This is a genomic window from Streptomyces gardneri (assembly GCF_006539185.1).
Taxonomy (GTDB): Bacteria; Actinomycetota; Actinomycetes; order Streptomycetales; family Streptomycetaceae; genus Streptomyces; species Streptomyces gardneri.
Map to the genome: position 1 here is coordinate 62810 of NZ_BJMN01000039.1, position 24819 is coordinate 87628.

Below are 24819 nucleotides of genomic sequence, written 5' to 3' on the forward strand. Positions count from 1 at the left end.
CAAACAGGCCCTGCGGTCGGCAGACCGTCTCAGGTGTCGGGCAGCAGTGCGCGCAGGCGGTCGGCGTCGGGCACTTGGAGCCGTTCGTCGATCGCGAGGGCCTGGCGGAGAAGCGTACGGCTCTCGGGGACGGACCCCAGGGATGCGAGTGCTCGCCCGGCGCCTTCGAGGGCGCGGGCCTCGTCATAGGGGGAACGGATCTCGCGAGCGAGGGCAAGAGCAGCCTGGTAGCAGTCCAGAGCCTTCTCCGGGGATTCCTCGGCGAGCCGGAGGTCACCCAGGATGACGAGGGCGGTCGTCCTGCCGCCGCGGTCCTGTGTCTGCGTGCAGAGTTCCACGCTCGCCAGCGCGAGGTCGAGGGCCTCCGCGTGGGTGCCGAGGGCGGACCTTGCCTCGGCCAGGTGCATCATCACGTACGCGCGCCCGAAGGGGCTGCCCAGTTCCTCGCAGATGTCGAGCGCCTCGTGCAACCCTTGCGCGGCATCCGCGGGACGGCCGAGGCGCAGTTGCACACGGGCCAGAAACGTGAGGGCCTGCGCCACGCTCAGCCTGCCTCCGATGTCTCGGCACAGCCGCAGGGCCCGAGCTATCGTGCTGGCGGCTTCCTCGTACGCGCCGAGCAGTCTCAGCACGTCGCCGAGATCGGTGAGGGCGTTCGCCACCCCCAGCGGAACGTCGAGGCGCTCGAAGAGGGCGACGGCTTCGCGATGACGGGCGACAGACTCGGTGTACCGTCCGGTGGATCTGAGGACGTCACCCAGGATGGTGAGGGCATTGGCATGGCTGACGTCCTCCCGTTCCCGGCTCAGATCCAAGGAGCGCTCCAGACTCGATGCCGCTTGAGCGTAGTCACCGGTGAGCTGCTGGGCGTGGCCGAGTTCGATCAAGACGGCGGCCTGGCCTTTCATGTCCCCTGTGCCGGCGAAGCACGCGAGCGCGTCCCGTAGGGTGCCGATGGAGTCACTGAACCGTCCCGTCAGCCGTAGAACCCTTCCGAGCCCACACAGCGCGATCCCCTCCCAATGGCGGTCACCCACCTCGCGAGCGGTCGTGAAGGCCTGGCGGAACCCCGCTTCAGCCGGCTCGTAGTGACCACGCATGCACTCGATCATCGCCTTGTTGTGGTCGGCCACCGCCCGCATGGTGAGGTCGCCCGTCACCACGGCCGCATCCCGGGCCGTCCCGTGGAGCACCAGCGCATCAAGCCAGTGGCCGTTCACCCGCAGAAACTCGGCCATCGCGGCGGGCAGGCGCGTCGCATGGACCATGTGCCGCCGGTCGGCGGCGTACTCGACCGCCGCCCGCAGGTTCTCCCGCTCGACCCGCATCCAGGCCGTGGCGTCCTCGACGTCGCGGAAGACGGGCAGCGCTGGGGGGAGGCTCGGTGTGCGAACGAGCTCCGGGGCGGCGAAACGTGCCATGTGGCGGTCGGCTTCGGTCGTGGCGTGCAGGTAGTAGTCGAGCAGGCGCTCCACAGGAGCCGTCGTGTCCTCGACGGCACCGGCCCGGGCGTAGGCGCGGACAAGGTCGTGCATGCGGTAGCGGCCCCGTGCCGGTTCCTCCAGGAGGTGCTGACTCTCCAGGTCCTCCAGGAGTGCGCGGGCGGCACCGAGGGAGATGCCCTCGATGGCCGCGGCGGCGTAGGCGTCGAAGCAGTCCCCCGGTACGAGCCCGAGCCGCTGGAACAATCGTCGGCTCTGCGGCGAGAGTCCCCGGAAGGAGAGATCGAAGGCTGCGGCGACGGAGGCGTTCTCGGAGGCCAGGGCGTCGAGCTTGCCGTGAGCGGTGCCGAGGTCGAGTACGAGGTCTGCCGGGGACCAGGTGGGGCGGTGGCGCAACCGGGCGGCCACGAGCTGGATGGCGAGGGGCAGGTGGCCGCACAGAGCGGCAAGTTCGCGGACCGTCGGATCGTCGGCCGTGACGTCCGGCCGTGCCGCCTTGGCCACGAGCAAGTGCACGGCCTCGGCCGGGGTGAGAAGCCCCAGGCTCAGGGGCGTCGCGTCGGTCAAGGCCTCCAGCCGGCGGCGGCTGGTGACGAGGACCATCGAGCCGGGCGTCCCGGGCAGCAGCGGTTCTACTTGGCCGCTTCCGCTGGCGTCATCGAGCAGGACCAGGACGCGGCGGCCGGCGACGCGGCTGCGCCACAGGCCGGCCAGCGCGGCAGGGTCGGCCGGAAGGTGCTGAGGGCTCTCGCCGACGGCGAGCAGCAAGGTGGTCAGCGCGTCCACCGGATCCACTGGTGAGGTTCCTGGGGTGTGGGCGTGCAGCGGCAGGAAGATCTGGCCGTCGGGGAACGTCTCCGCGAGCCGGTGCGCGACGTGGACGGCCAGCGCCGTCTTGCCGATCCCCGGCATGCCGTCGACCGCGTGGATGCCCACCACGCCGGGCAGGCCACCGGAATCGCGCCTGGCGCCGGCCAACAGGCAATCGATCTCCATCGCCCGGCCGGTGAACACGGCCACGTCCCGGGGCAAGGCGTTCGGCACGGCGAACTCGAACGCGCCTGGCGAGGAGCGCACCGTCGCGGCCGTTGCGTGTGGCTCGGGCAGCGGTTCGTCGTCGAGTGCCTCTTGATAGGCGAGACGGACCGTCGGCCCAGGCTCGACACCCATGGTGTCGACAAGTCTGCGACGCAGGCGGTGATAGACGTCCAGGGCCTCGGCCGTTCTGCCGGTTCGGTGCAGCACCTGAAGGAGTTGCGCGTGGAAGGACTCCCGTAGAGGGAACTCCTGGGTGAGGCCGGTGAGCTCGGCGAGCAGCTCGGCGTGGCGGCCTTGGCGGAGCACAGCATCGCCCCGCAGTTCGACGGCCTGCAGGCGGGCCTCATGCCACTCGGCCACCTGAGCCACGGCGTCGAAGGTCAGGGTCGGGAATTCGGCCAAGGGGTCGCCGCGCCAGAACGACAGTGCGGCGTCCGCCTCGCGGCCCACGCTCTGCCAGTCCGCCGCGAGCCGAGCGTTGTGCGCCGCCTCCACACGCCGGGTGAAGAGCCGATGGTCCAGCTCTTCTTCCTCGACGCCCAGCACCAGACCGCCCGCCCCGCTGCGCACTCGCGAGGCGTCACCCAGTGAACGCCTCAACCGCATCAGGTGGTTGTGCAACGAGGCGCGGGCCCTGACCGGGGGCCGCCCGTCCCACAGGAGCGCTTCGATCCGGTCGTAGGAGACGCTCCGGTTCGGGTCCAAGAGCAGCGTGGCCAACAAGGCTCTGGGCATGGAGGCGTTGGGCGCGCGGTCCACTCCCTTGCCGTCGTGCACGGTGAGCACGCCAAGCAGCCCGAACCTCATCCCCACCCCCGTGTGAACGCAGGGGCATCCCCCGCCTTCATCGTAGCGGCGCGATCCACGGCCGTGCGCGTTGCCGCCGTAGGGCATGTGCTCCGGGCGGGTTTCCGACCAGGCCAGCCGCGCATCCCGCCAGCCTTAACGCCGCACGTTAGACGGTTGTTAAGGAGAGTGAGGAGGATCGTCCCGTCGCTTCGATGAACATCTACTCAGGGGGAGTTCGTGCGGAATATCAAGCGTGCGGCTGCGTTGTTCGCCGCCGTGGCCACGGCGGCGGTGGGAGCCTTCGCAGCAGCTCCGGCCGCTTCCGCGGGAGCGGGGCCGACGTGTCCCAACGACGGGTACAACCACCTGTGCCTCAACCTGTTCTACAACAGCAACTTCGGGGGCGCGGGCGAGACGTTCTGGGACAATCCCATTCCGGACTTCGGGCCGTACAAGTTCGAGTGGCCCGGGCTCACGGACGCCGGACTGGGGCGCAGCGTCAAGAACAACGCCGCCTCCGGGTACACCCAAGTAAGGGGGTGGCCTTCGAAGACATGGGCGACCATCTACTACAACAGCAACTACGGCGGGGCATGCGACGCGATTGCCCCCAACGCCAAGGCTTACCAGCTCCATTACACCTACAACAACAACGCGTCCATGACGTGGGCCTACACGGGAACGTGCTACCAGTTCCAGTGAGAATGAATTCAGGCCTTCGCATTCTACTGCCGGCCTTGTCGCTCCTCGGCATGACCACATGCGTTCCCGAGCCCGAATCGGCGTCTCGAGAAACCAGGGGGACGGCCTCGGTCACCACCGATTCTCCCGAAACCCCACCGGCCACGCGTGAGGCGTCCTCTCCGACCTTCAGCCTGCCGCTCGCGAAATACAGCTTCACGGCGACTCAGCACGCCAGGATCCAGGCCGCTGAAAACGCCCTGCTCAACGCGTGCGTCCGCAGGTTCGGAATCGTTGCCCGGGCACCAGTGCACGACGCGTCCGCGCCGCAACCTTCGGATCGACGTTACGGCCTTGTCCGGCTCCGCGAGGCCGAATCGGACGGCTACCACCTTCCGACCCGGAACGCGCCGGAAAAGCGGACGAGGATCGACGACGATCTCATGCTGGTTCTCCACGGGACGACGAATCCGCAAGCGCCGGCGAGGACAGCGACGCCCTCCCGGCCGACGCTTCCCGTTCTCCACGGGCGCCAGATCCCGAAGGGCGGTTGCACAAGGGAGGCAAACGACAGAATCCACGCACCCTTCGCGCACCCCGAGGGCTCGGAGATCGCGAGCCTGATCAACAGCCGCGCCAACCAGGAATCTTCACAGGACGCTCGCCTGCGCGCGGTCTTCACCCGGTGGTCCTCCTGCATGAAGTCGTCGGGGTTCTCGTACGCGACCCCACTGGAGGCCATGTCGGACCACCGGTTCCTCGGCCCAGCCGTTTCCTCGCTGGAGAGGCGAACGGCGGTCGCCGACGTCATGTGCAAGGAGTCCGTCCAGCTTCCCCGGGTGTGGCTGTCCGTCGAATCGGAGAAGCAGCAACCCCTGATCCAGAAACACCGCAAATCCCTCGACAAGTTGCACCTGATGCATCAAAGGAAGATGAAAGCGGTTGATGACATTCTCGCCACTGCGGCCGTCCGCTAGACGAGGAATTCGGGGGTCAGAGTGGATGTGATGGATCCTCGGATTCGCAGGCTTATGAAGGCGACCGCAGAAGACTTCACCATGGATTGCGATTCCCTCGCTCGTGCGGGACTACGAACCGGACAAGCGTTGAGGAGGGCGCGAGTCCTGGCCTCGTCGGCCGTGGGTGTCGCCATTGCGATCAGCTGCTGGCTGTTCATTCGCTGAGCCCGGCGTGGATAACTTGCGGCGCTGTCCGCCCCCCATGAAGGTCTCATCCGACCCGCCCATCCGAACGGCTTTCCCATCGCTACTTCCTACGGAGAAACCCACGTGAAGTCCCTCAAGAAGACCGCGTTCGCTGCCTTGGCCACCGCAGCGATCACCATCCTCGCCATCACCCCCGCCACGGCCGGAACCTCGGGCCAACAGGCCAAGTACATCGACGGACGTGGCGACGTCTACTCCGTCTACATCTACGGCCAGAACCAAAACGACGAGTGGCTCGGCCACTGCTTCCAGACCCCCCATCGGGAGAACAACCTCGACGGCTGGTGGTGGTGGGGCAACGTCCGCGTCACCCCCTACTTCAGCAGCGACTGCTCCGGCGCCAACCTCGGGACCCACTCCTCCTGGTTCCCCTGGAACCAGGGCAGCGACAACTACGTCCAGATCGGCCTGTAACACGCCTCCGCAGGAAGTCCACCACGCGCCGCCCTGCACCGTCACTTCTGTGGCGCACGGTTCCGCCATCCCGAGCCGACGACTCGTCATGTCGTACGGCTGACCCGAAAGGACACCCCGTGACCATCAAGACCACGCTCGCAAGGATCGGCACCATAGCCGCCACCGGCGCGGCCCTTGCGGTGCTCGGCTCCGGCTCCGCGTTCGCCGGGACCAACGGCCAGCAGCTCCGCTTCTACGACACTCAGGGCGACACCTACTCCATCCGGGTAGCCGGTTGGAACCACGCCGACGAGTACACCACAGCCTGCTTCAACACCCCCGTCAAGGACAACTACATCGGCGGCTGGTGGTGGAAGGGGAACCTGCACTGGGTCGGCTACTCGGGCGCCGGTTGCTCCGGCGAGGTCACCGTCGGCGAGAAGCAGGACTACGTCGAGCCGAACCAGGCCGACAACTGGTGGTTCATCCACAGCTGACATACCTGAGCTGGCAGTCCGGCGCCAGGCCGCCGTTGGCAAGACCCTCACATTCGCCGACGGCGGCTACTCGGAATCCGGACTGACCACCCCGCGACCGCCGCGAGCGCGGCCTGACCGAACGTCGCGGCTGGAAGGAGGAACACAGCAAGTCCCACAAGCAGGCACGGGCCCGCGTCGAGCACGTCTTCGTCATGGTGAAGACCAGGAAGATCCTCCGCGACTGCCGCCTCAAGGGCGACGGGATACACCCGCCACGCTCAGCACCGCCGCATGCACAACCTCGCCCTCGCTGGTCTTTACAGGCTCGGGCACGGTAGGCGGTGATACACCGAGCGCTTTTTAGCGCTCTTTGAGCCCAGAGGTCTCCAGCGAGACGAAGACCGACCTCTGGCCACGGACCGAGACCGGGCCGGTTGACGGCGGCCGGGAGCCAGCCCTCAAGGCGATAACCGGGTGATCATTGCTGACGCGGACAAGACCCTGCGAGCATGGTCTACCTGGTAAAGGAGTTCGCGAGACCGTCCATGACCAGGGTGAGCAGGTGGTCGCTGCGGGCGGCGATCGAAGGCGCCTGGTCGGAGACCCAGCTGAGGGCGTTGGGCAAGGCGAACAGGTCGGTGCCGTTCGCATCGGGGCGGATCCGCCCGGTTTCCTGGGCCACCCGCAGCAGTCGGCCGCTGGCCTCGCGCATGGCCAGGCATGAAGCGTGCAGGGCCGAATCCGGGTCGCCGAGCGTGGCCATCAGCGAAGCCGGCAGCCCCCGGAAGGCGCTGCCCCGGAGCTGGAGTCCGGCTGGTTCAGGACGGCTTTGGGAGACCTCCTTCGCCCTCCCCACCCCGCCGACAAGCGACTGAACGTCGAACAGACAGTCGGTTGAGGAGGTGAAGGCGGGTGCCCAAGGCATGCGGGGCCGTCAGAGCGGGTGTGGCCCGGGACGGCGAGCGCAGTGGCACGCTCAGGGGCGGTCCCGTCGTCAGCTGTACAGGCAGCGGCAGTGGGCAGGGCCTGGCAGTCGGGGTGAGCTGCCAGGCCCTGTGGGTGAGGTTGTGGTTGCTGTTAGCCGTGGTGGCGGTCGATGAAGTGGGTACTGGCGTACGACCAGGCGCCCGCGGTGGTGGTGGACCAGCTGACCTTGACGGGGTCGAAGGTGGCGTCCGGCTTGGTGAGCCAGGTGAACATCTTCACGGTGCCGTTGGTGTAGCCGTACATGGCGCCGATGTCGCCGCGGCCGTCGCCGTTGTAGTCACCGACGACGGTCTTCATGGATCCGTACGTGAGGCTGCCGGCGGGGATAGTGAGTGCGGCGCGCGGGGCCACGAAGGTGCCGTCGGCGTTGCTCTCGAGGACGTAGGCGATGTCGCGGCCGTCCGGGTGGTCGAACCAGAAGAGGACGTCGTCGCGGCCGTCGGCATCGAAGTCGCCGGAGTGGACGTGGGTGATGGCCCAGTCGCCCCAGCCGTCGTGGGTGAATCCGGCAAAGGGGGCCGCGTAGCCGCCATTGGGCTGCCCCAGGAAGGTCCACACCTTGATGGCGCCACCGGCGTAGTCGTAGAAGACGGCGATGTCGTCACGGCCGTCGCCGTTGTAGTCGCCGGTCACGGTCTTACCCATGGCGCGGGTCCACGACGTGGACGTCCAGCTCTTGACCGGGGTGCCGAAGCCACCTTGCGCGTTGGCAACGAACGTGAACAGGGCGTCGCTGGCGTCGGAGTACTCGTACCAGGCGATGACGTCGTCGCGGCCGTCGCCGTTGGAGTCACCGGAGTGCAGGACAGCGCGTTCCCACTGCCAGGACGCGATGGGGCCGGTCCAGGTGGCGAACGGGGCCTGGAACGCTCCGTTGGGCTTGCCGAGGAAGGTCCAGAGCTTGGTCTCGGTGGCGTACTTGCGCATCACCGCGACGTCGGAAATGCCGTCGCCGTTGAAGTCGCCGGACACCTGCTTCATGGCGTTGAAGTCCCACTCGTCCGTGGCCGTGCGGGCCATCGAGGAGTGCGGGGCGGCGATGGAGCCGTCGGTGGTGCCCTCGAAGAGGTGCATGGCGTCGGTGCCGTCGGAGTGGACGTACCAGTTGCTCATGTCGGCGAAGCCGTCACCGTTGAAGTCGTTGCGGACCACGGTGCCGCTGGACCACTGGGAGACACCCTGCGCGGTGTACACGGTGAGGCTGCCGCGGTCGGTAAGGGCCGCGGTACCGCCTGCAGCGCTGGTCTTCGCTTCCCATAGGTTCGCGGTGTCGGCGGCGTTGCGGACGACGAGGTTGCCGGTGGCGTCGAGCAGGGCGGTGGCTCCAGCCCCGGTGGTGCCGGTGGACCACAGGGTCTTGCCCGCGTTGGAGGTGATGACGAGGTTGCCATCGGCCTTCATCGTCAGCTTGGCGGAGGCAGTAAACAAGGCCCACCGGGCAGCCATCGCGGCCGCCGGGGACAAGGCACTTGCAGATGGCGCCTATGTAGCTGCGGCGCAGGCACGACTCGCAGCGACCGTCGCCAGAACCTCGGCTGTCGCCGCCGACAACGCCGGAAAGGCCTCGGCCGCTGCCAGGGTCGCCGCCCTAAACGCCAAGAGCGCCTCCGCGAACGCGCGACTCGCGGCTGACGCCGCTGATGCCGCCAACAATTCCGCGGCAGCTGCCGGTGTGAGTTCCAACGCGGCCCGCCAAGCCGCAGCTGAAGCGCGCCGCCATGCCGACGCTGCTGATAGGGCGGCCGACCGTTCTGCCGAGCTGGCACGCCAGGCTGCCCTCGCTGCCTACGGAGCCCGGGACGCCGCCAACTCGGCTGCCAATCATGCGGACAAGGCCGCCGACTACGCGCAGGAAGCCGCGGTCCAGGCCGGGAACGCGACCACGTATGCCGCGGTGTCCAAGAAGAACGCCGAGGCCGCCAAGGAGGCGGCCGCCGCCGCGACAACTGCGGTGGACAAGGCCAAGGAGGTCTTCTCCCTGGCAAGGCAGACCGAGACCGCCGACCTGCTGACCCGGACGGAGGGCCAGATCGAGCAGGCCCGCTCGATGAAGGCCGTCACCGAAATCGGGATCGGGGCGGCCGCCACCACCCAGAAGCAGGCCCTGGCGCTGGGCATCACCGCCGACGCGTTGGCTCAGGAGGCCGGCCGGCCCGACGTCGACATCCAGGCCACCGCCCTCAAGGGCCGCCAGCTTGCCATGCAGGCCATGAAACTCCTCGGCCCCTGGCACAAGGAAGCCGCCGCCCGGGCACTGTCGGGTACCGACCAGGACGTCCTGGACTACCTGCGCACCCGCTGGAAAGAAGCCGACCACAACGAAATCCGCCAGCGTGTCGTCAACCTGAGCACGCAGAGCCCGTACGCATCGGTGCGCACCGCGGCTACGGGAGTCCTCACCGGAACCCCCGAGCAGCTCGAGACGTTCTACGCCACCGGCCAGTACGAGGCCGGGCTCGACGACATGAAGGTGGCAGCAGCCCGCCTGGCCCAGACCGGCGGCCCCGGCGTCAGCGCAGCCGCGAAGGCCGCGCTCGCCAACGGAACCGGAAGAGTACTCGCGACCTTCCTCCAGGTCGGGCAGTACGGCGAGAGCGTCACCGACGAGAAGGTCATCGCCGCCCGACTGGCTGAGACCGGGGGCCCTGAGGTCCAGTCAGCGGCCAAGATCGCCCTGGCCGGCCCGCCGCAACTGGTGCACGAATTCGTCACCGTCGGCCGGCACATGGCCCAGCGCAAGGACGACCTCGCCACTCACCACGTCCACCAGGTCGAACGCCTCATCGCCGAAGGCTCCCTGGTCGCAGCCACGGCACACGCAGACGCATGGCGCGCCACCGAAGCCGCAGCCAAGGCCATCAACGCCGCCGCCGAAGCCACTGCGGCCGCCGTCGCGGCGCAGCAGTCCGCGGATGCCGCCCAGGGGTACGCCAACGAAGCCGACGCCTCCGCGGACAGCGCCGAGCAGAGCGCCGCTGACGCAGCCGCATCTGCCGCTACCGCACGCAACGCTGCCAACCAGGCCAATGCCGACGCCACAGCAGCGGAGTCCTCCGCCGCCGCCGCCTCGTTTTCCGCCGCATACGCCCGCCAGTCCGCAGCGGCAGCGAACAGGTCTGCGGACGCCGCCCGGGCCGATGCCCTTGCCGCAGACAAGAGCGCGGATCAGGCGGAAGCCGCCGCGAAGGCCGCCTGGCAGCACACGCTCACCCTCTACGAACAGGAGATGGCGGAAGCACTCCGGCAGGCGGAAGAGGAGCGCAAGGCAAACGAGCCCGATTCCAAGAAGATCTGCTTCTCGTACACCATTCCCTATTACGGGTATCGGATCGGGGATTGCACAACAGATTTCGCCCCGCACATCGAAGCGGCGAAAGACCCGCGCGTATGGGCAGATATCGCCTATGAAGTATCGGGCTTGGCCGACATTCAGGCCTGCATCAACGACCCCGCTGCCCTCGCCTGCTCGGTAGCTGTCCTCGGCGTCACGCCCTGGGGGAAGCTCAGGCTCCTCGGCAAGATCGACAACGCCGTCGAAGCCATACAAGCGGGCCGTACCGTACGTCGCACCGTCTCCTGCCTGACCGGAGCAGCACACAGCTTCCCCGCCGGCACCAACGTCGTGATGGCCGACGGTAGTGGCCGTCCCATCGAGCAGATCCGAACCGGCGACTTCGTCACGGCCACCGACCCCACTACTGGCGAAACCGGTCCTCGACGCCCGGAACTTCACCGACGTCACCCTCACCGACGGCTCCACACTCACCTCAACCAGCCACCACCCTTACTGGTCCGAAGGCGACCAAACCTGGAAAGACGCAGCCGACCTCAAGGCCGGCGACACCCTGCGCACGCCGCAGAACAACACCGCCACCATCGCCCACACCCGCGACTGGCACGGACTCCAGGATGCCTATGACCTCACGGTAGATGACCTTCACACCTACTACGCCTCCACCAGCACCACTGCCGTACTCGTCCACAACACGGACGCAGCCTGCCCGCTGTGGGTCAGCAAGATCTTCGACGGCCTTCCGGTCTACAAGCAGCTTGGGGACAAGACCTGGGGGCAGATCCGAGCACTGGACGGGACGGAAATACCCGCCGCTGACACCGACGAGCTCCGCATGCTGATGAGCGGCGAACACGACAGGCTTTACAGCCAGGCCGATGAGCTGCTGAAAACCTCAGGTCACCCGCTGTACCCCAACAAGACCAAGGGCGGATACAGCATCGCTTCTCACGTGGAGGCAAAGTATGCCGCCTTCATGAAAAACAACGGAATCGAGCACGCAACAGTCGTGATCAATAACAACAACGGCGTATGCAACAAATACTGGAACTGCACAAACGCCGTGGAGGCGATCCTTCCGATAGGATCGACGCTCAAGGTATACTATCCGGGCTCCGGAAGTCCGGTGACGCTCTACGGTAAGAGGACAACGCCGTGATTGTGGCCGTGCATTTCAATGAAGAAACTCGCTTTCTCCGAAGCCCTGAAGAGGTCCAGGACTCCCTTCGCGAGGTGTTCCGCCCCGGGATTGGCGACGAGAACCACGTGAAAGCGGTCTGGCTGACCTTTGATCGCGAAGAGGAAAAGACCCCGATCGGCTTCCTAGACGTCAGCGCAAACCTCGAGAGTGATCTCGGCGGAATCGTTTGGTTCGTAAGCGATAGCGAAGCCGAACGAATCGAAAGCGAAACTGGAAGTGATATGGGAAATCACTTCTGGGTTTCCGATAGTGGGCGATCGAGAGAGGGGGGATCAACGGTTCTCTCCGACCACTACGCCCCCTCATACTTCGACCCCCGAGGAGTGCTCCCCCTAACAGAAGTTCGCAAGGCAGTAGAGGAATTCTGCCAATCGCAAGGCCGTCGGCCTAGCGGGATTCGCTGGGTTACCGGAAACCAGAATGGCACACGGCTCGACTGATAGCGAACAGGAATAAGGGTGGACCTGCGGGATTCTTTCTCGCAGGTCCACTGCGTTGCCGTGATGGTGTTTCGCTGCACGGAATTACCCAAACAGAATCGGATCACCGCCTCGCCTCCATCGCTACTCGGCGGCCTTCCGGAAGATCTCGCTGCCCTCCTTCATTCGAGTTTTCTCGCTCCCCCTCTCGGCAACGGAACGTGTAGGTCGAACAGAGTTTCTGGTCGGGTGATCTTTCAGCTGCACGCGCATGAGGCCGAGCCTGGACCTTTGACCGCCTCCTGGACCGCGGCCCAGTCGGGCCGTGGTCCAGGAGGTGCAGGCCGGCGGCCCCCGTGAGCGAGCCTGAAGGCTTTGGCCGCCCATCACGTGCGGCCGCGGCTCACCCGCAAGGGCTCCGAGGCTCGCGTGCGCGGCAAGACGCAGGTGCGGGCCGAGTGGACGGTCAAGGACGACAAGGGGCGGCCGGTCATCGGCGCGGACGGCAAGCCGGTCAAGGCCTGGTCCGCGTCGCTGGCGAAGGCCGGCAAGCAGCACATCGCCTCCGGTGCGAGCCGGCTGCGGCCGGTGGTGGAGGACGCGGCCACCAACGGCGGACGTCCCCGTGGGCGCACCGCCGACGGCACCGACTCCTACCGCCTCGCCTCCATCCGAGCCCGAGCCGAGGAGCCCGCCAAGGCCGGCTGAACCATCCGGGTCCGCCTCGCCTGCGGCGGGGCGGACGCACAGCCAGGACACCTAGGCCAGCCGTGAGATCCTCTCCATCATGTTCGAGAGCGAGCGCAGCCAGCGGGCGATAGCAAGCGTCGAGGCCCACGTTCGCGGCTTCTTCACCGGCCACATGATCACGGTCAGCGACTACGACCTGGGACCTGGGCGAGTTGACGTGGCCTTCGACGATGCCGGAGCTCCACGGCAGCGTTAGGCCGGCGGTGACAGCTACGAGATCTCGTTCGAGGCCGTTGACGAAGGCGTGGAGGCTGGGCAGGTCGTCAGCGCGGACCGCCTTGATCCATTGAGGGAGCTGGTCACCCTGGAGCTGGGTCAGCATCTTCCCGAACGCGCGGACGTGCCCAGTGAGGGCATCGAGTTCGGGGCAGCCGGCAAGGACGGATTTGAGCTTCAGGCGCTCGCTCTCCGGCAGGGTGTCGGGGTGAGTCAGGATCCAGCCGGTGACCGTGCGTGGGGACGGCGGACGGGCTGCAGGTGCGGTCGGGGATGTGCGGAACGGCTGGAGGTAGGCGCGGACGGCGCCGTAGCCGCCGGTGTAGCCGTGCGTCTTGATCTCTTCCCAGAGGGCCCAGGCGTTCGTGCAACCCTCAGACCACCGCTCGTGCAGGTAGGGCTTAAAGTCGTCGAGCTTCGTCCTGCGGTTCTGCCACTGCCCCTGGAACAGGTCTTCCAGCCTGGCGGCGTCGGCCAGCCGTTGGACGGTGCGGTAGGTCATGCCGAGCTGTCGCTGGATCGAGCGTCGGCTGTGGCCGGCGACCAGCAGCGCGTGGACGGTGGCGTGTTTGGCGCGGGTGCGGTCGGCGAATCGGTGCCCGGTGGGCCATGGCGACCCGCTCTCGGCCTGTTCCGGAGCCGGAGTCTTCTCCGGCGCCGACTCTGCGAAGGTCGCACGGAGGCACGGGCGGTGGCGGGAGACGCACCGTTCGGCCGCTTCGCCGAGGTTGCGCCAGAGGTGGAATCGGTCGGCGACCTGGACCGCGGTGGGCGCGCCGATGCTGGCGCCCTCGGCGAAGAACGGGGCGCGGTCGCGGCAGACGACCTCGATGCTCGGGTGCTCGGCCAGCCAGGCCGCGACAGTGCCTGCCTCGCGATCCGGCAGGAGGTCCACCGGTCTGCGGGTCTCGACGTCGACCAGCACGGTCCCGTAGATACGGCCCTTGCGCATCGCGTATTCGTCGACGCCGACCACACGCGGGACCTGTGGCTGGGGTTCCGGGAGAGCGTCGACCAACCGCAGGACCGTGTTCCGGCTGACCCTCGCCCCGAAGACGTCGGCCAGCCGGGCACCGGCGCGACCGGCCAGGGCGAGGCCGACCTCAGCCAGCGCCGACCGCATTCGTTCGGTCCGCTGGCTGTACCGACGGGTCAGGCCCGCAACCTGCTCGACGAACGTCCGCCGCCCGCAGGAGACGTCTTTGCACGTGAAGCGCCGGACACGAAGCTGCAGCACCACCCGCCGTCCCGACATGGGGAGGTCAGCGGGAAACCGCAGGTAGGAGCCGTGCACCCGCCCCGACCAGCTTCCGCAGCCTGGGCACCGAGCCCCGGTCGTCCGGCATCTGACACCGATTCGGATCACCTCGCCATCGTCCTGCATCGACTCCACCTTGATCCCCGGATCCGCCAGGAAGAGCAGCTCTTCCAGCCGGAGCAGTACCTCGCGCACAGCCCAGAACCATCAGCCCAAACGCGGTCGGCACCGGCAGTTTCCAGACGATCTCGTGTGACTGAACGCGATAGGTGGCCCCTGAGCATTCCGGTTGGCCCGAACGCATTTCGCCCTGAGAGGGTGCCTTCCGGGTTCTCGGCGCTTCGTGGTGTGTCGGGATGTGCCCCTGGATGTCCGGCAGCCGACCGGCGGGGACGGACGGACGGGCGGGCGGGCAAGGCATGATCGAATCTCTGGGGATTCGACGGCGGGGGTGTGGTGTGAGGGATTGGCGGACCGATCCGGCGTTCGATATGTGCCGGGCGCTGGTGGACGGAGCGGATCTGGCCTCGTTCGCGGGAGGCGCGTTCGATGTGCGGGCGGTGGTGGCCGGCATCCAGTCCGGGGCCCACAGCGGGTTGCTTCTCGACGCCGTTCCGTGGGGGAACTTCCCTCACGGGAACGATGCCCGGAAGGCCGTTCACCTGCTGCACACCGGCGAGGACCCCGCAAGCCACGCGACGGGCGTGCTGGGGGGCCTGTGTGCCAACGACAGCCGGGCCGCCGTCGCCCTCACCGTACCGTTCCTGATCCCCATCGCCACCGATGCCCACCACCCACACCGTGCCGCCGCCCTCGGCGTACTCTCCAGCCCGGCCCGCGCCCAGCACTTCGGCGTCGCCTCCCGCGATGAACTCCTGCTCCACCGCACCGATCCTCGGCGTCACGCCCCCGACGACTACGACGACTACGGCGTCGAGGTGACCGGCTACCCGGCAGGCTGGTCGGTGGCCGCCGCCCGCGCCGCGATCACCGCCGAAGCACCCGTGCTCCTGCCCCTTCTCAACGACTCCGACCCCACCATCCGCATCGACGCCGCCTACGCTCTGGCCACCGCCGCCGACCCCGACCACACGGTCCGAAGCGACCTCGCTGCCAGGTTCGCCACGGAGCATGACGCCATAGTCCGTGCCGCCCTGCTCCTTGCCGCCGCGGAGACCAGCCGGGCCCACGCACATCCGCCGACCGTCTGGTGGCTCCGTGAGCGGTGGCAAGACTGGACAGAGGCGCCCGAAGTCCGCCTGGCCGCGGCGATCGGCTGGCTCTGCCTCACGGACGAACCCGCCCCCGAGTACCTCCACCAGACCATCAACACCTTCGCCACAGATGAACGCGTGCATGCCATGGACGCCCTGCCGTGGATGAACGCCGCCGCCGGATCCGGTGAACCGGGACTCCGGCGCTGTATTCGCTGCATGCTCCACCCCGAAGAGCCCGAACCATCGGACGACCCCTGGGCCTCCTCGCCTTGAGCGCCCAGACCTCGGCCCCGTTTGTGCATCGAAGTTGTCCACCGGGGCCAGGTACGGTGCTCGGTCACATCTCGCGGGACCTACCAGCAAGGCCCACGGGCACAGGGAATAGGCACACCACAGAAGTTGGACCAGAACCCGAGTTTCAGCAGCACTTGGTCGCTTGACTCTGGGTGACTGACGTGTGGTGCGCTGGCAGGGTCGGCTGCAAAGCCAGGCAGCATGCCTCGTACGGTCAGCGCATGCACGACCGACGCGACCAGGATCAGGAAACCGGCAATGCGGCGCCCAAGCACCGCGCCCCCGCTGCCGAGAGCGACACAGAGGCCGAGGCGGTGGTCTTCGTTTGCATGACATGTGAAGTCCCTCTGACGGGCCCCCTCACTCGACTGCCGGCGGTTCCCGAGCTGCCGTACCACGCGTGGTGGGACGCCGAGGAGCCCGGTCCGTCGCCGCCGACTGTGCCCTCAGGCCGCTATGCCGTCGAGACAGAGCCATACGGCGCTCCCCTGGTGGTCTCCGAGGTGCCTGCGGAGGCGATGCCGCGCTACGGGACGATAAGTGACGAGCACGGGCAATACCTCGTGTCACAAGGCCCGCGAGGCAACATCGTCATCAACCCGGACGACGCCCACGGCCTGGAGTATCACCACGCCTCGTCCGCCTGCTGCGGAGCGACACCGACCGGCGGACTGAACCAGCGGTGTGCCTGCGCAACCCTCGTCGCCACGCTCTGCTCCGACTGCTGCTGTCCGTACGAGCTGCATCTCTCAGCAGACCACGTCCGCGCCGTCCTCCCCTGACATGAGAGCGGACCGCTCTCGATTCTCGCTGACACTCCCACGGCTACTGGCAGCAGCTGCTGCCAGTAGCCACCGACATTCGCTGCTAGGCCGCGCCAACACAGCCACGACGGCGAGTGTCAGCAACGGCGAACACGGAAACGAGGACACGGAACGCCTTGATGTGTTCGGCGGAGGGCAGGCCCGCGAACCCGTAGCGGGGCGGGCCCATACAGATCATTACCGCGGGGTTGGCCGTGGGCTTCACACCGGACCGCGCCACCCCCGCACGGCCGTCCGCAGCGGTGATATGCGCCTGCATCGCATAGCCAGCGACCTCCCGCAGAACCCCCTGCCGGCATGTCGGGGTAAGGCCGGAGAACCAGCCCACACCATCGTCCAACGTGCACAGCCCCTGGGCGATCCCGAGAGCGACCCGATCGGTTGCGCGCCGGAAGGTGCGGCCACCGTCACTGCTCGGTTCGGTCATCGCTTGATGATTTCACGACACACGTTCCGAACGAAGGCCGTAATCCGCACCCGCGACAACGCAGGCGGCGAACCCGGGAACAGTCCGCTCCCGCGATCCGGCAGTGCCCCAGCCTCTGGCGAATACAGAGGTGATCATGGTCTGTCACTTTGCGGCAGTATCTGCCATGGTGCCAGGGTCATAGGGCCGGGCCGACAGCATCGGCTCTATGAACCTGGTAGACCTCGGCACTGTCGCCGGCGCACTGCTCACCCCTCCCATCGCGTTCGTAGCCGCTCTGTGGGCCAGGCGCAGCGGCCGCCAATCGGCGGACGCGACCGTCGTTTCGGGTGTCAACCAGGCCCATGGCTCCGTGACCGCGGCCCGTGTCCAGACACGCGGCGAGCTCGAGCTGCGGCAGCGGGCCGCGCTGGCCGACGCATCTGCCGCCTTCCTGCGGGCCTCTGACGCGCTCGCGCGCACCGTTCAGCAGCTGCCCGGTGTCGTCCCTGAGGAACGTCACGCTCAACTCGCCGCTCACGGCATGGCGGTGGAGACGACCCTCGGCCCGCTGGAACTCTGGCACCGCCAGAACTCCTATGTCATGCGAAAGCACTGCGGAAGTACTGCCGGACACTGGAGAACCATGCGTTAGACAGGGCAGTGCTCCGTTCGGCAGTACAGGCTCTGGAGGCCGGCTGGTGCCCTCTCAATGCGGAAATCTGCGACAACGATCATCACAGCGCGGCGTTCGTCGCTTGGCAACTCCTCATGGAATGGCCCGACCGGGAAGACGAGGAACGATGGGCAGACCGCGGCCTGCTGGAGTACTGCCTCGAGGAGAGCCAGTCCATGACGGAGAGCGAGATCGCCGGTGTTCTTGCAGTCGTCGACCGTGCGCCGGGTACCTGGTCGCGGATGATCGGCGGCATCGTCCGCGATCCACTCATGGAGCAGTTCACTGCCCTGCGCGCACCCTTCGTCGAGGCAGCCCGCTCGACACAGTCTCTGGTCCCACCGGCCCAGCCAGATGGGCGCAGGGCCTGCGCGAGTGATGCCGTCAGCGCGACAACACCCTCGGCTATTTCTGGCGGCTGCCTCTCAGCGTGATCTGGTGAGGCCAAGAGTCCTGTCGTCGCACGCCCGTTGCTTGCTCATCACATGCTCTTTCCGAGATCGCCGCCGTCTCCCTCAGCCGCGACAGGAACCAGAGCTTCCTGAGATTCCACAGCAGCGCGCCTCGTCTACCTTCGTTCCCAAGACGTAGAGGCGCGGTGATGCCTTCGATTGGGCGAAGCATTCCCAAAATGGGGTCGCTCGGCGCCTCGGAGAGGCTGCTCGGGCGCCCATCAAGGGGACCTCGGTGAGCGCCAGGTGGACGAACCTGAGCGCTTAGCGATGTCACGGGAGCCCGCACCCCGAACACTCGTCACTCTGACACAGGCCTCTCTGACCCCAACGGATCTCTGGGCACGACTTGACTTGCGGAAGCCGAATCCAGCGCGGTCACGCTTCGGTTGACAGGCTTGCCGACCAGGCGTCCACTACACCCCCACCGCATAGAGCCGCCGCCCTCTCTGCCACCAGGCGGAGAGGCGGCTTCGTCGTCCGGGGTCAGGTGCCAGCGGACCACGCACCGGCTTCAACAGCGCGGGTCAGTCGAGCGGGAGCGCCTGGTGTGCGGCCACGATCGCATCGATCCGCTGCGCAAGGTCGAAGTCGGCTGCCGTGAGCCGGTACCCGGCATCATGTGTGGTGATCGACGCCCGCAGGTGGTCCATGCGCAGGTCGATGTCCGCGTGGTGCTGGACCCGGCGCGACCGGTCCGCGATCGTGACGATGGCGGCCACCCCTGCGTGGTACCGAATTGGGTACGTGCGGCTGATCGTCTCGCCCTCGCGCTCCCACCCCGGCACACCGGCCAGAGCGGCCTCGATCTCTGCCTCGGTCAGCGGCTCCGGCACACCCATGTCAGCTCCCCTCGGTCACGGGCGCGAGGGCCTCGGCGAGGGCCCGCCCGATCGGGGCATCCTGCCACGGTCGCATGGTCCGCCGTGAATGATCTTGTGGGCGAGGTGGCGGACCCGTACCACTCATGCACCACGGGTCATGCGGATGTTTGTGGATCTACGCGTCCCAGCATTTCGGCGACAGAGATCCCGGTTCGGGTTGCTGCGATTCGACGCGCTCGCAGCTGAGCTCGGGTACGCGGACGGTACTTGGGTGCCTTGCCGCAACCGCAGGGTTCCCGGCCCTCGTAACGCAGTCCGGCGTTCAGTACCACAGCAACAACGGTCCACGCCTTGACGTCTCGACGCCGCGGGGCCGCGAAGTCGTGGCCAGCACAGGCCATTGGCCCTGAGCATCGGGGACATCGGTGCTCGCCGGGCTTTGGATGCCGCTTGAACGCAATGCGGCAGCGCACGCACGCGTAGTGCAACTTGTAGGGATGTTCAGCGTAGTAGCACACGAGGTGAACGTACCCGGCCTCACGGCGACCGACGAGAAAGATATGCCACCCAGGTCATGGTCGGGCGAGAACACAGGTTCGGAGAAGTTGGAACGGGGCCCGACCGCACATCGCTCTCTTGAAGATTCTGACCCCCTTCACGTGGCCTTCGACGACGCCGGAGCTTCAGGTGTGGGTGAGTCCGGCAGTGACGGCGTCGAGGTCCTGAGAGACCATCCCCGCAGGTGCAGGGGAGCAGCAGGTTGAGCTGGAGTGGTACCTGCCGGTCGCGGGACCATCCTCGCAGGGGCCGGGAGCAGTTGAGTCGGAACTGTCCCGGTGTCTCGTCCGGGGGCCATCCCCACGGGTGCGGGGAACAGGAGGTGCCGTCCGGCCGCGAGCAGTTCCGCGCGGGAACATCCGCGCGGATGCGGGGAACAAGTCGGATCTTGGAAGGGTGCCACCCTCCGAGAGGGGCCATCCTCGCAGGTGCGGCCTGATCGACCCGGGCGAAGTCCTACGCCGGGCCATCCAGGAGCACGGTGGCCATAACCGGGCACTCGCCACCCTGCGCAGCCCGCCGAGATCGCGCTGGCCGGAGAGGTCCTGGACGATCGCCGGCACACTGACTCCTTCGCGGATCAGACCTCGATGTAGGCAACGACGACCACGGTGCGCAGCACCGTAACCCAGTACAAGAGCCGGACGCGCTCGATGTCGTCGGTGTACTGGCGCAGGTGGGGACCGGCACCGTCGCCGGGGAGGGGCTCGCCGACGTCGGGGTCTACGGAGACGACGACCAGGGCGCGGTCCAGGGCGTGGATCTCCGCCTCGCTGGTGATGTTCTCCAGCTGCTTGGCTGCGGAGTCTGAGAAAGTGATCCGGGCGCGGCGTGGGCTGTGCTGCGGGGCCATCAGGCGACGGCCGGGCGCTGGGCTGCGAGCCGGGCCAGGTGGGCTTCGCGCAGGTCCTCCCACGGCGTGCAGTCCTCCACCGACGGCAGTCCGTTCTCCGCGATGTCCTCCAGGACGGCGGCGAACTGGTCGGCGTTCTCGCGGGTCCGGGCCGCGTACGCGCGGACCGCCAAGGCGGCCGAGGGTTCCAGCCGCTGCCGGGCAGCAGGGGCAGTGTCAGTGGAGGCTGGCTGTTCACTCATCGAGGGCTCCAGGGTGCGAAACTGGCGGATCTCACCACGGTATCGCCGGGTGGAAGAGTCCGTGACCACTCCAGTCGAACCCGGCCCCGGATCACGCTCCGTACGCACCACCGGCGCCCGGGAGGCCGTGTCACGCCCGCCCTCAAACCCCACGTGGACGGCCCTTCGGACTTGCCGAAACAGGCATAGGCAGGCGGTATGAATCGAACAAACAACCCTGCCCACGCGAAGGACGCGCAGAACGAGACCCCCCACACACGGGCGGGGAGCAGTTCTCAGCGACCTGCCGCTTGGTAAATCCCTCGGGACCATCCCCGCGGGTGCGGGGAGCACACCTCGTGAGCTGCAGTTTTACCTCAGCCCTGGTCCCGTCTGAACCACTTTCATCGGAACCGACGAACGGGGCAACGGATTTTGGAGTGGGGCGGCTTCCAGTCGTGACTCACGTCCCGAACCCACGGCTGCCGGAGATCCTCGGCGATACGTCTTCTGATCACGAGTCCTGCGTCTCCCGGTCTCACAGGAGGCAGCGTGCTGCCCACAGGGCAGTTCTCCCCCACCGGTAGATCGCTCAAGCCTCGCGTCACATCCGGCTGATGCAGCAAAGCCCTCGCAGCCGTATGGATGCCGTAGATGACAGGCCCTCCTTTCTCGCCCGCTGTGGTGAACGGAGCGATCAGCAACGCTCGTCGAACCCGATAGTCGGCAAGCTGGCCGTGGACGAGCTTGTAGCACAGAAGCCCCGTGCAGTGCGGCATCCCAGTCGCTGTCCGTCTGAGTGGTACAGGATCCCCGGCACATCCCTTTAACTGATGGTTTCAAAATGAGATCTGGAGGCAGCGAGGGCACATGCGGTGCCGCCGGTTGAGGCGAGGACCTGTCCGGCCTGCCCCTGCGACTCTGGCTCACAGCCTGCCCCACGGCGGCCGGCAGCCGCACAGACTCGCCCGTCCGGCCTGGGTGCCGTGCATAGTGTGCTCATGGATCGATTCGCGGGTCAGGCCCGCCTCGAATGGTGGGCCAATCACGCGACGTGCCTTGAGAAGTACGACATCGACATCACCGTCACTGTCGACGCGGTCGGCACGTGGCGGGCAACCGGTCGGCATGCCAATGCCCTCGACACGACCGAGCGCGAGGGCTGGGACTTCCTCATGGAGATGGACCCCCACTTCTGCATAGTGTTTCCCGGCGAGGACAACGGCGGGATCTTGGTGAGAGTCTTCGAGGCAGAGGATGGAACTCTCACGCTCACGGAGGCGCCGGACTGGGACGGTTCGGGGAGCATCACCTTCGACCTCCCCTGAGTTCAGCCGCCCAAGGGCAGGAACCGACTTTCCCGCCCTGCCACCACCTCCGGCATGTCGCCTGTCACTGATCTTTCAGAATGAAGTTCGGAGACGGCGAAAGCATTCGAGACTGCAGGCCAGTTCGAGGAAACCTTGGTGCAGATCCGCGCGTCGTTCGTAGCAGATGCGGAGCCGCTTGAACTGGTGCAGCCAGGCGGAGGCGCGCTCGACGACCCAGCGCACCTTTCCCAGCCCGGAGCCGTGTGCGACCCCGCGTCGGGCGATCATCGGCTTGATGCCGCGCTTCCACAGCAGACGGCGGTACTTGTCGAAGTCGTAGCCCCGATCGGCATACAGACACCGGGGCTTGCGGCGGGGGCGTCCTCGCAGGCCCCGAATCGCTGGGACAGCGTCCAGCAGCGGCAGCAACTGGGTGACGTCATGTCGGTTCCCACCAGTGAGCGTGACAGCAAGCGGTGCACCGTGGCGGTCGACGATCAGATGGTGATTGTAGCCGGGACGGGCACGGTCGACGGGCGAGGGACCGACGTGATCCCCCCTTTCAGGGCCCGGACATGCGACCCATCCACGGCGCAGTCGTCCAGGCCCAGAAGGTCAGCGCGGCGCAGTTCGGCCAGCAGGGCGGCATGCAGACGCGGCCAGACGCCGGCCTTTGTCCAGTCCCGCAGCCGGCGCCAGGCCGTCACCCCGGAGCAGCCCACGGTCTCGGCCGGAACATCGCGCCAGGCGACACCGGTCCGCAGTACGAACATGACGCCCGCGAGGGCCGCCCGGTCCGGAACCCGAAGTCGACCCGGGTGGCGACGGCGCCGTTCGGGAGCGGACGGCAGCAGCGGAGCCACCCGCTCCCACAGGTCATCCGGAACAAGATCAGCACGCACCCCGGACACCCTGCCGACCAAGATCACCGAGCACAAGACCCACAGCTCAACTCATTCTGAAACGATCAGTAAAACCAATAGTCCGCCGAGGTCAGCGCATGGCTGACTACTACCGACGCTGACACAGGACATCGACGACGGTGGGCGCTGTCAGCGGCGAGCTCTAAGATCCCGGCATGATTTCCCCGGAAGAGATCGAGCAGATCATGACGCGGATCGAACTCGAGGGGGACGGTGAATTCTGCGACTGTGGGGCATGGGCGGCCCGCCTGGTGCGGGGCCGTGAGTGCCAAGGGTGCTACCGGATGCGCCGGGGCATCGAGAATTACGGGCTCACCATCCCCCAGTACAACGCCATCTGGCGCGCGCAAAATTTTCGGTGCGCCCTATGCGGGGACAATGAGGAACCCTGCGACGGCGGTATCCCTCACGTCGAACCACGCCCCTGGCAGATCGATCACGACCATCACTGCTGCGGCATGAAGGGCTCCAGCAACCGCTGCTGCGTTCGCGGGATCCTCTGCCTCCCGTGCAACCTGCACGAGCTGGCGCCGTATGAGCGCAAGCGCCGTCGCGGCGCCGGCTTCCCGATCCCGGTCCTCGACGCCTACCTAGCCAATCCGCCAGCGCGCCGCCCAGAAGCCCGTGTTATCCGCGGCCGCGACGACGCCTACCTGCCGACATCCTGGGCCTTCATACACGATGCGCAGGTGGTCAAGCACGGGTTTGTGGGGTGGGCGTGAGCGTTCCACCACTGAGGCCCCACCGCCCTCTGGGCTGAGGGAAAGCGTCTAGACGTTGGCCCGTGTCTCACCTCGTCCCCGCAGACAAGGTTGCGGCCCCGGTCAGTTCCTGACGGGTACGCGTCCGTCCGCAGCGCTGGGGGCCTCTTTGTCTTCGCCGCCCAGCCCGTCTGACGGGCGCCCCGCCCCGGTTCAGGGGGTCCGGTGGGTCCGGGGGCCGGCGGTCCCCGGTGGGGGCGGGTCCGGCGAGGTACGCCGGAGGCGGCGGAGACCAGACCGCCCACAGGCCCGGCCGGGGACCGAACTCCTCGGTCAGCCAGCCGATCAGCACCCCCGAGGGGTGTGGAGCCCTGCGGGCCCAGGCGTGGGGACCGCTGCGACAGCAGGCGGTGGCCGCAGGGCCGCCGCCAGGGCGCTGCCCGACGAACACCACGGCGTCCGCCGGATCCCAGACCATCAGCCCGCCGTCAGCGGTGAGGGACCGCCTCCCCGGTAACGGGATCGACGGAGGTGATCACCGCGTCCTGGCCGAGCATCGGCGGGATGCCAAGCACGTCGACCGTCCAGTACCTGGTCCATATCCCCCTCGGTGCTCCTCTGCCAACGTGGTCCGGGTCCATGTAGCGTCAGGGCCAGGGGGATGAGTTGAACTTCGATAAGAACGAACCTCGGTCTGTTCGAGGGGAACGCTTTGCCGTAGAACGGGCCGAACGTAGAGAGGCACGTAAGGCTGCGTCGCTCGACGCGTGGGGAGCCCACGTCGGCGCGGCAATCGTGACCATTGCCCTGGTCCTCCTCAGCTGGAACGGGAAGCTGGTCGCTCTGGGCATCGTCGGAGGAGTCCTTCTGCTCTGGTTCTCCGCAGCCCTCGCATGGGCCTACGCCGACGGGGACCACGGACGACACACACTCCAGCGCGCGTACAAAGGCATGTTCGGATGGGGCGACAGGTTCTGAGCGCCGAGATCAAACCCGAGGGGGGAGATTTGACGTTCGAGGCGTTGAGGTCCGCTCTGGCCCGGGATGGCTCCATCAGCGGGCCCGCGGCCTTGGCCGCTCTGCTGTCGGGCGCGCGGTGGGAGGTCCCCTCGAATACGGCCTCGGCCCGCACGTTGTGGGCGGTCTGGTGCGACCGGCTGGACATGCTGGTGGAGACCGGAGAATTTGATCTGGGTCGACTGGAGAGCCTGGCTCAGGCTGTGGACGGGCTCCACGATGCAGGAGACGCGCGGGTGTACATGGCCACGGTCATCGACCCGCCATGCCGGTTTCACGTCTATCTCTCGGAGGACCTCGCCCACTGTGTCGGGGCGTGGGAGGGCCGCGTGAACGAGCACACTCCCCGAACGGCGACCTGAAGCAAGG

Annotated in this window: 23 protein-coding genes and 2 pseudogenes; 16 read left to right on the forward strand and 9 right to left on the reverse strand. The window is 67.4% G+C overall.

Annotated elements, in window-relative coordinates:
* Nucleotides 1-29: 29 nt before the first annotated feature.
* Nucleotides 30-3287 (reverse strand): AfsR/SARP family transcriptional regulator, encoded by a 3258-nt coding sequence (locus tag SGA01_RS28160; RefSeq protein WP_167534203.1) that lies wholly within the window; start codon nucleotides 3285-3287, stop codon nucleotides 30-32.
* 219 nt (nucleotides 3288-3506) lie between these two features.
* On the opposite strand from SGA01_RS28160, the gene SGA01_RS28165 reads away from it, so the two are divergent.
* The 5 genes and pseudogenes from SGA01_RS28165 to SGA01_RS28185 form a co-directional block, all read left to right on the forward strand.
* Nucleotides 3507-3971 carry a hypothetical protein gene (locus SGA01_RS28165; RefSeq protein ID WP_141299656.1) on the forward strand — a complete coding sequence of 155 codons (465 nt, stop codon included), beginning with the start codon at nucleotides 3507-3509 and terminating at the stop codon, nucleotides 3969-3971.
* A 35-nt stretch (nucleotides 3972-4006) separates the two neighbouring features.
* Nucleotides 4007-4927, forward strand: coding sequence for a hypothetical protein (locus SGA01_RS28170; RefSeq protein ID WP_141299659.1), 921 nt, complete (start codon nucleotides 4007-4009; stop codon nucleotides 4925-4927).
* A gap of 312 nt (nucleotides 4928-5239) precedes the next feature.
* The gene (locus tag SGA01_RS28175; protein ID WP_141299662.1) at nucleotides 5240-5590 is read left to right on the forward strand and encodes a hypothetical protein; all 351 of its coding nucleotides are present in this window, start codon (nucleotides 5240-5242) and stop codon (nucleotides 5588-5590) included.
* Between the two features lie 119 nt (nucleotides 5591-5709).
* Nucleotides 5710-6069 carry a hypothetical protein gene (locus SGA01_RS28180; RefSeq protein ID WP_141299665.1) on the forward strand — a complete coding sequence of 120 codons (360 nt, stop codon included), beginning with the start codon at nucleotides 5710-5712 and terminating at the stop codon, nucleotides 6067-6069.
* 25 nt (nucleotides 6070-6094) lie between these two features.
* Nucleotides 6095-6396: pseudogene (locus SGA01_RS28185) on the forward strand (IS5/IS1182 family transposase); the annotation flags it as partial.
* Between the two features lie 169 nt (nucleotides 6397-6565).
* Here the strand turns inward: SGA01_RS28185 and SGA01_RS42975 are convergent.
* Nucleotides 6566-6976 (reverse strand): SbtR family transcriptional regulator, encoded by a 411-nt coding sequence (locus SGA01_RS42975; protein WP_359105439.1) that lies wholly within the window; start codon nucleotides 6974-6976, stop codon nucleotides 6566-6568.
* A 152-nt stretch (nucleotides 6977-7128) separates the two neighbouring features.
* On the reverse strand, nucleotides 7129-8466 hold the full coding sequence (locus SGA01_RS28195) for an FG-GAP-like repeat-containing protein (RefSeq protein WP_167534204.1): 1338 nt from the start codon (nucleotides 8464-8466) through the stop codon (nucleotides 7129-7131).
* A gap of 781 nt (nucleotides 8467-9247) precedes the next feature.
* On the opposite strand from SGA01_RS28195, the pseudogene SGA01_RS42255 reads away from it, so the two are divergent.
* The 3 genes and pseudogenes from SGA01_RS42255 to SGA01_RS28205 form a co-directional block, all read left to right on the forward strand.
* A pseudogene (locus SGA01_RS42255) lies at nucleotides 9248-9712 on the forward strand (ALF repeat-containing protein); the annotation flags it as partial.
* Between the two features lie 964 nt (nucleotides 9713-10676).
* Complete coding sequence (locus SGA01_RS42260) at nucleotides 10677-11489, forward strand: DddA-like double-stranded DNA deaminase toxin (RefSeq protein ID WP_229918520.1); 813 nt, start codon at nucleotides 10677-10679, stop codon at nucleotides 11487-11489.
* The gene (locus SGA01_RS28205) at nucleotides 11486-11971 is read left to right on the forward strand and encodes an Imm1 family immunity protein (protein ID WP_141299673.1); all 486 of its coding nucleotides are present in this window, start codon (nucleotides 11486-11488) and stop codon (nucleotides 11969-11971) included. The genes SGA01_RS42260 and SGA01_RS28205 overlap by 4 nt, the downstream gene beginning before the upstream one ends.
* Before the next feature lie 493 nt (nucleotides 11972-12464).
* Here the strand turns inward: SGA01_RS28205 and SGA01_RS28215 are convergent, their stop codons facing one another.
* On the reverse strand, nucleotides 12465-14369 hold the full coding sequence (locus SGA01_RS28215) for an ISL3 family transposase (protein ID WP_141299676.1): 1905 nt from the start codon (nucleotides 14367-14369) through the stop codon (nucleotides 12465-12467).
* 311 nt (nucleotides 14370-14680) lie between these two features.
* Between SGA01_RS28215 and SGA01_RS28220 the strand changes: the two genes are divergently transcribed.
* Together SGA01_RS28220 and SGA01_RS28225 are read left to right on the forward strand one after the other, a co-directional pair.
* Nucleotides 14681-15664 carry a hypothetical protein gene (locus SGA01_RS28220; protein WP_229918521.1) on the forward strand — a complete coding sequence of 328 codons (984 nt, stop codon included), beginning with the start codon at nucleotides 14681-14683 and terminating at the stop codon, nucleotides 15662-15664.
* A 242-nt stretch (nucleotides 15665-15906) separates the two neighbouring features.
* The gene (locus tag SGA01_RS28225; protein ID WP_141299682.1) at nucleotides 15907-16467 is read left to right on the forward strand and encodes a hypothetical protein; all 561 of its coding nucleotides are present in this window, start codon (nucleotides 15907-15909) and stop codon (nucleotides 16465-16467) included.
* A gap of 85 nt (nucleotides 16468-16552) precedes the next feature.
* Here SGA01_RS28225 and SGA01_RS28230 read toward each other — a convergent pair whose 3' ends face one another.
* Complete coding sequence (locus tag SGA01_RS28230) at nucleotides 16553-16936, reverse strand: DUF5958 family protein (protein ID WP_141299684.1); 384 nt, start codon at nucleotides 16934-16936, stop codon at nucleotides 16553-16555.
* Between the two features lie 208 nt (nucleotides 16937-17144).
* On the opposite strand from SGA01_RS28230, the gene SGA01_RS28235 reads away from it, so the two are divergent.
* Entirely contained in the window at nucleotides 17145-17570 is a 426-nt protein-coding gene (locus tag SGA01_RS28235; RefSeq protein ID WP_141299687.1) for a hypothetical protein, read from the forward strand.
* An 8-nt stretch (nucleotides 17571-17578) separates the two neighbouring features.
* Nucleotides 17579-18025 (forward strand): hypothetical protein, encoded by a 447-nt coding sequence (locus SGA01_RS28240; RefSeq protein ID WP_141299690.1) that lies wholly within the window; start codon nucleotides 17579-17581, stop codon nucleotides 18023-18025.
* A 545-nt stretch (nucleotides 18026-18570) separates the two neighbouring features.
* Here SGA01_RS28240 and SGA01_RS28245 read toward each other — a convergent pair.
* The 3 genes from SGA01_RS28245 to SGA01_RS28260 all read right to left on the reverse strand — a co-directional run bounded on the left by SGA01_RS28245 (nucleotide 18571) and on the right by SGA01_RS28260 (nucleotide 20520).
* Nucleotides 18571-18885, reverse strand: coding sequence for a 4a-hydroxytetrahydrobiopterin dehydratase (locus tag SGA01_RS28245; RefSeq protein ID WP_141299693.1), 315 nt, complete (start codon nucleotides 18883-18885; stop codon nucleotides 18571-18573).
* A 1120-nt stretch (nucleotides 18886-20005) separates the two neighbouring features.
* Nucleotides 20006-20278 carry a hypothetical protein gene (locus tag SGA01_RS28255; RefSeq protein ID WP_141299699.1) on the reverse strand — a complete coding sequence of 91 codons (273 nt, stop codon included), beginning with the start codon at nucleotides 20276-20278 and terminating at the stop codon, nucleotides 20006-20008.
* Nucleotides 20278-20520 carry a hypothetical protein gene (locus SGA01_RS28260; protein ID WP_141299702.1) on the reverse strand — a complete coding sequence of 81 codons (243 nt, stop codon included), beginning with the start codon at nucleotides 20518-20520 and terminating at the stop codon, nucleotides 20278-20280. The genes SGA01_RS28255 and SGA01_RS28260 overlap by 1 nt, the downstream gene beginning before the upstream one ends.
* A 980-nt stretch (nucleotides 20521-21500) precedes the next feature.
* Between SGA01_RS28260 and SGA01_RS28265 the strand changes: the two genes are divergently transcribed.
* On the forward strand, nucleotides 21501-21827 hold the full coding sequence (locus SGA01_RS28265) for a hypothetical protein (protein ID WP_141299705.1): 327 nt from the start codon (nucleotides 21501-21503) through the stop codon (nucleotides 21825-21827).
* A gap of 75 nt (nucleotides 21828-21902) precedes the next feature.
* On the opposite strand, the gene SGA01_RS28270 is transcribed toward SGA01_RS28265, so the two are convergent.
* Nucleotides 21903-22711, reverse strand: a protein-coding gene (locus SGA01_RS28270; RefSeq protein WP_141299708.1) for an IS5 family transposase whose coding sequence is annotated in 2 segments (ribosomal slippage) — nucleotides 21903-22372 and nucleotides 22372-22711 — 810 coding nt in all. Because the reading frame shifts where the segments join, the coding sequence is not laid out codon by codon here.
* A 176-nt stretch (nucleotides 22712-22887) separates the two neighbouring features.
* Here SGA01_RS28270 and SGA01_RS28275 point away from each other — a divergent pair.
* The 3 genes from SGA01_RS28275 to SGA01_RS28290 all read left to right on the forward strand — a co-directional run bounded on the left by SGA01_RS28275 (nucleotide 22888) and on the right by SGA01_RS28290 (nucleotide 24812).
* Nucleotides 22888-23454, forward strand: coding sequence for an endonuclease domain-containing protein (locus SGA01_RS28275; protein WP_141299711.1), 567 nt, complete (start codon nucleotides 22888-22890; stop codon nucleotides 23452-23454).
* A 645-nt stretch (nucleotides 23455-24099) separates the two neighbouring features.
* Nucleotides 24100-24411: a hypothetical protein gene (locus SGA01_RS28285; RefSeq protein ID WP_141299715.1), complete on the forward strand. Its 312-nt coding sequence runs from the start codon at nucleotides 24100-24102 to the stop codon at nucleotides 24409-24411.
* Complete coding sequence (locus SGA01_RS28290; protein WP_141299718.1) at nucleotides 24393-24812, forward strand: hypothetical protein; 420 nt, start codon at nucleotides 24393-24395, stop codon at nucleotides 24810-24812. The genes SGA01_RS28285 and SGA01_RS28290 overlap by 19 nt, the downstream gene beginning before the upstream one ends.
* Nucleotides 24813-24819: the final 7 nt, after the last annotated feature.

Coding starts and splice junctions, on each gene's coding strand:
- SGA01_RS28275 (WP_141299711.1), top strand. CDS start 22,888: ATGATTTCCCCGGAAGAGATCGAGCAGATCATGACGCGGATCGAACTC.
- SGA01_RS28230 (WP_141299684.1), bottom strand. CDS start 16,936: ATGACCGAACCGAGCAGTGACGGTGGCCGCACCTTCCGGCGCGCAACC.
- SGA01_RS28260 (WP_141299702.1), bottom strand. CDS start 20,520: ATGAGTGAACAGCCAGCCTCCACTGACACTGCCCCTGCTGCCCGGCAG.
- SGA01_RS28160 (WP_167534203.1), bottom strand. CDS start 3,287: ATGAGGTTCGGGCTGCTTGGCGTGCTCACCGTGCACGACGGCAAGGGA.
- SGA01_RS28255 (WP_141299699.1), bottom strand. CDS start 20,278: ATGGCCCCGCAGCACAGCCCACGCCGCGCCCGGATCACTTTCTCAGAC.
- SGA01_RS28225 (WP_141299682.1), top strand. CDS start 15,907: ATGCACGACCGACGCGACCAGGATCAGGAAACCGGCAATGCGGCGCCC.
- SGA01_RS28235 (WP_141299687.1), top strand. CDS start 17,145: ATGAACCTGGTAGACCTCGGCACTGTCGCCGGCGCACTGCTCACCCCT.
- SGA01_RS42975 (WP_359105439.1), bottom strand. CDS start 6,976: ATGCCTTGGGCACCCGCCTTCACCTCCTCAACCGACTGTCTGTTCGAC.
- SGA01_RS28245 (WP_141299693.1), bottom strand. CDS start 18,885: ATGGGTGTGCCGGAGCCGCTGACCGAGGCAGAGATCGAGGCCGCTCTG.
- SGA01_RS28290 (WP_141299718.1), top strand. CDS start 24,393: ATGGGGCGACAGGTTCTGAGCGCCGAGATCAAACCCGAGGGGGGAGAT.
- SGA01_RS28265 (WP_141299705.1), top strand. CDS start 21,501: ATGGATCGATTCGCGGGTCAGGCCCGCCTCGAATGGTGGGCCAATCAC.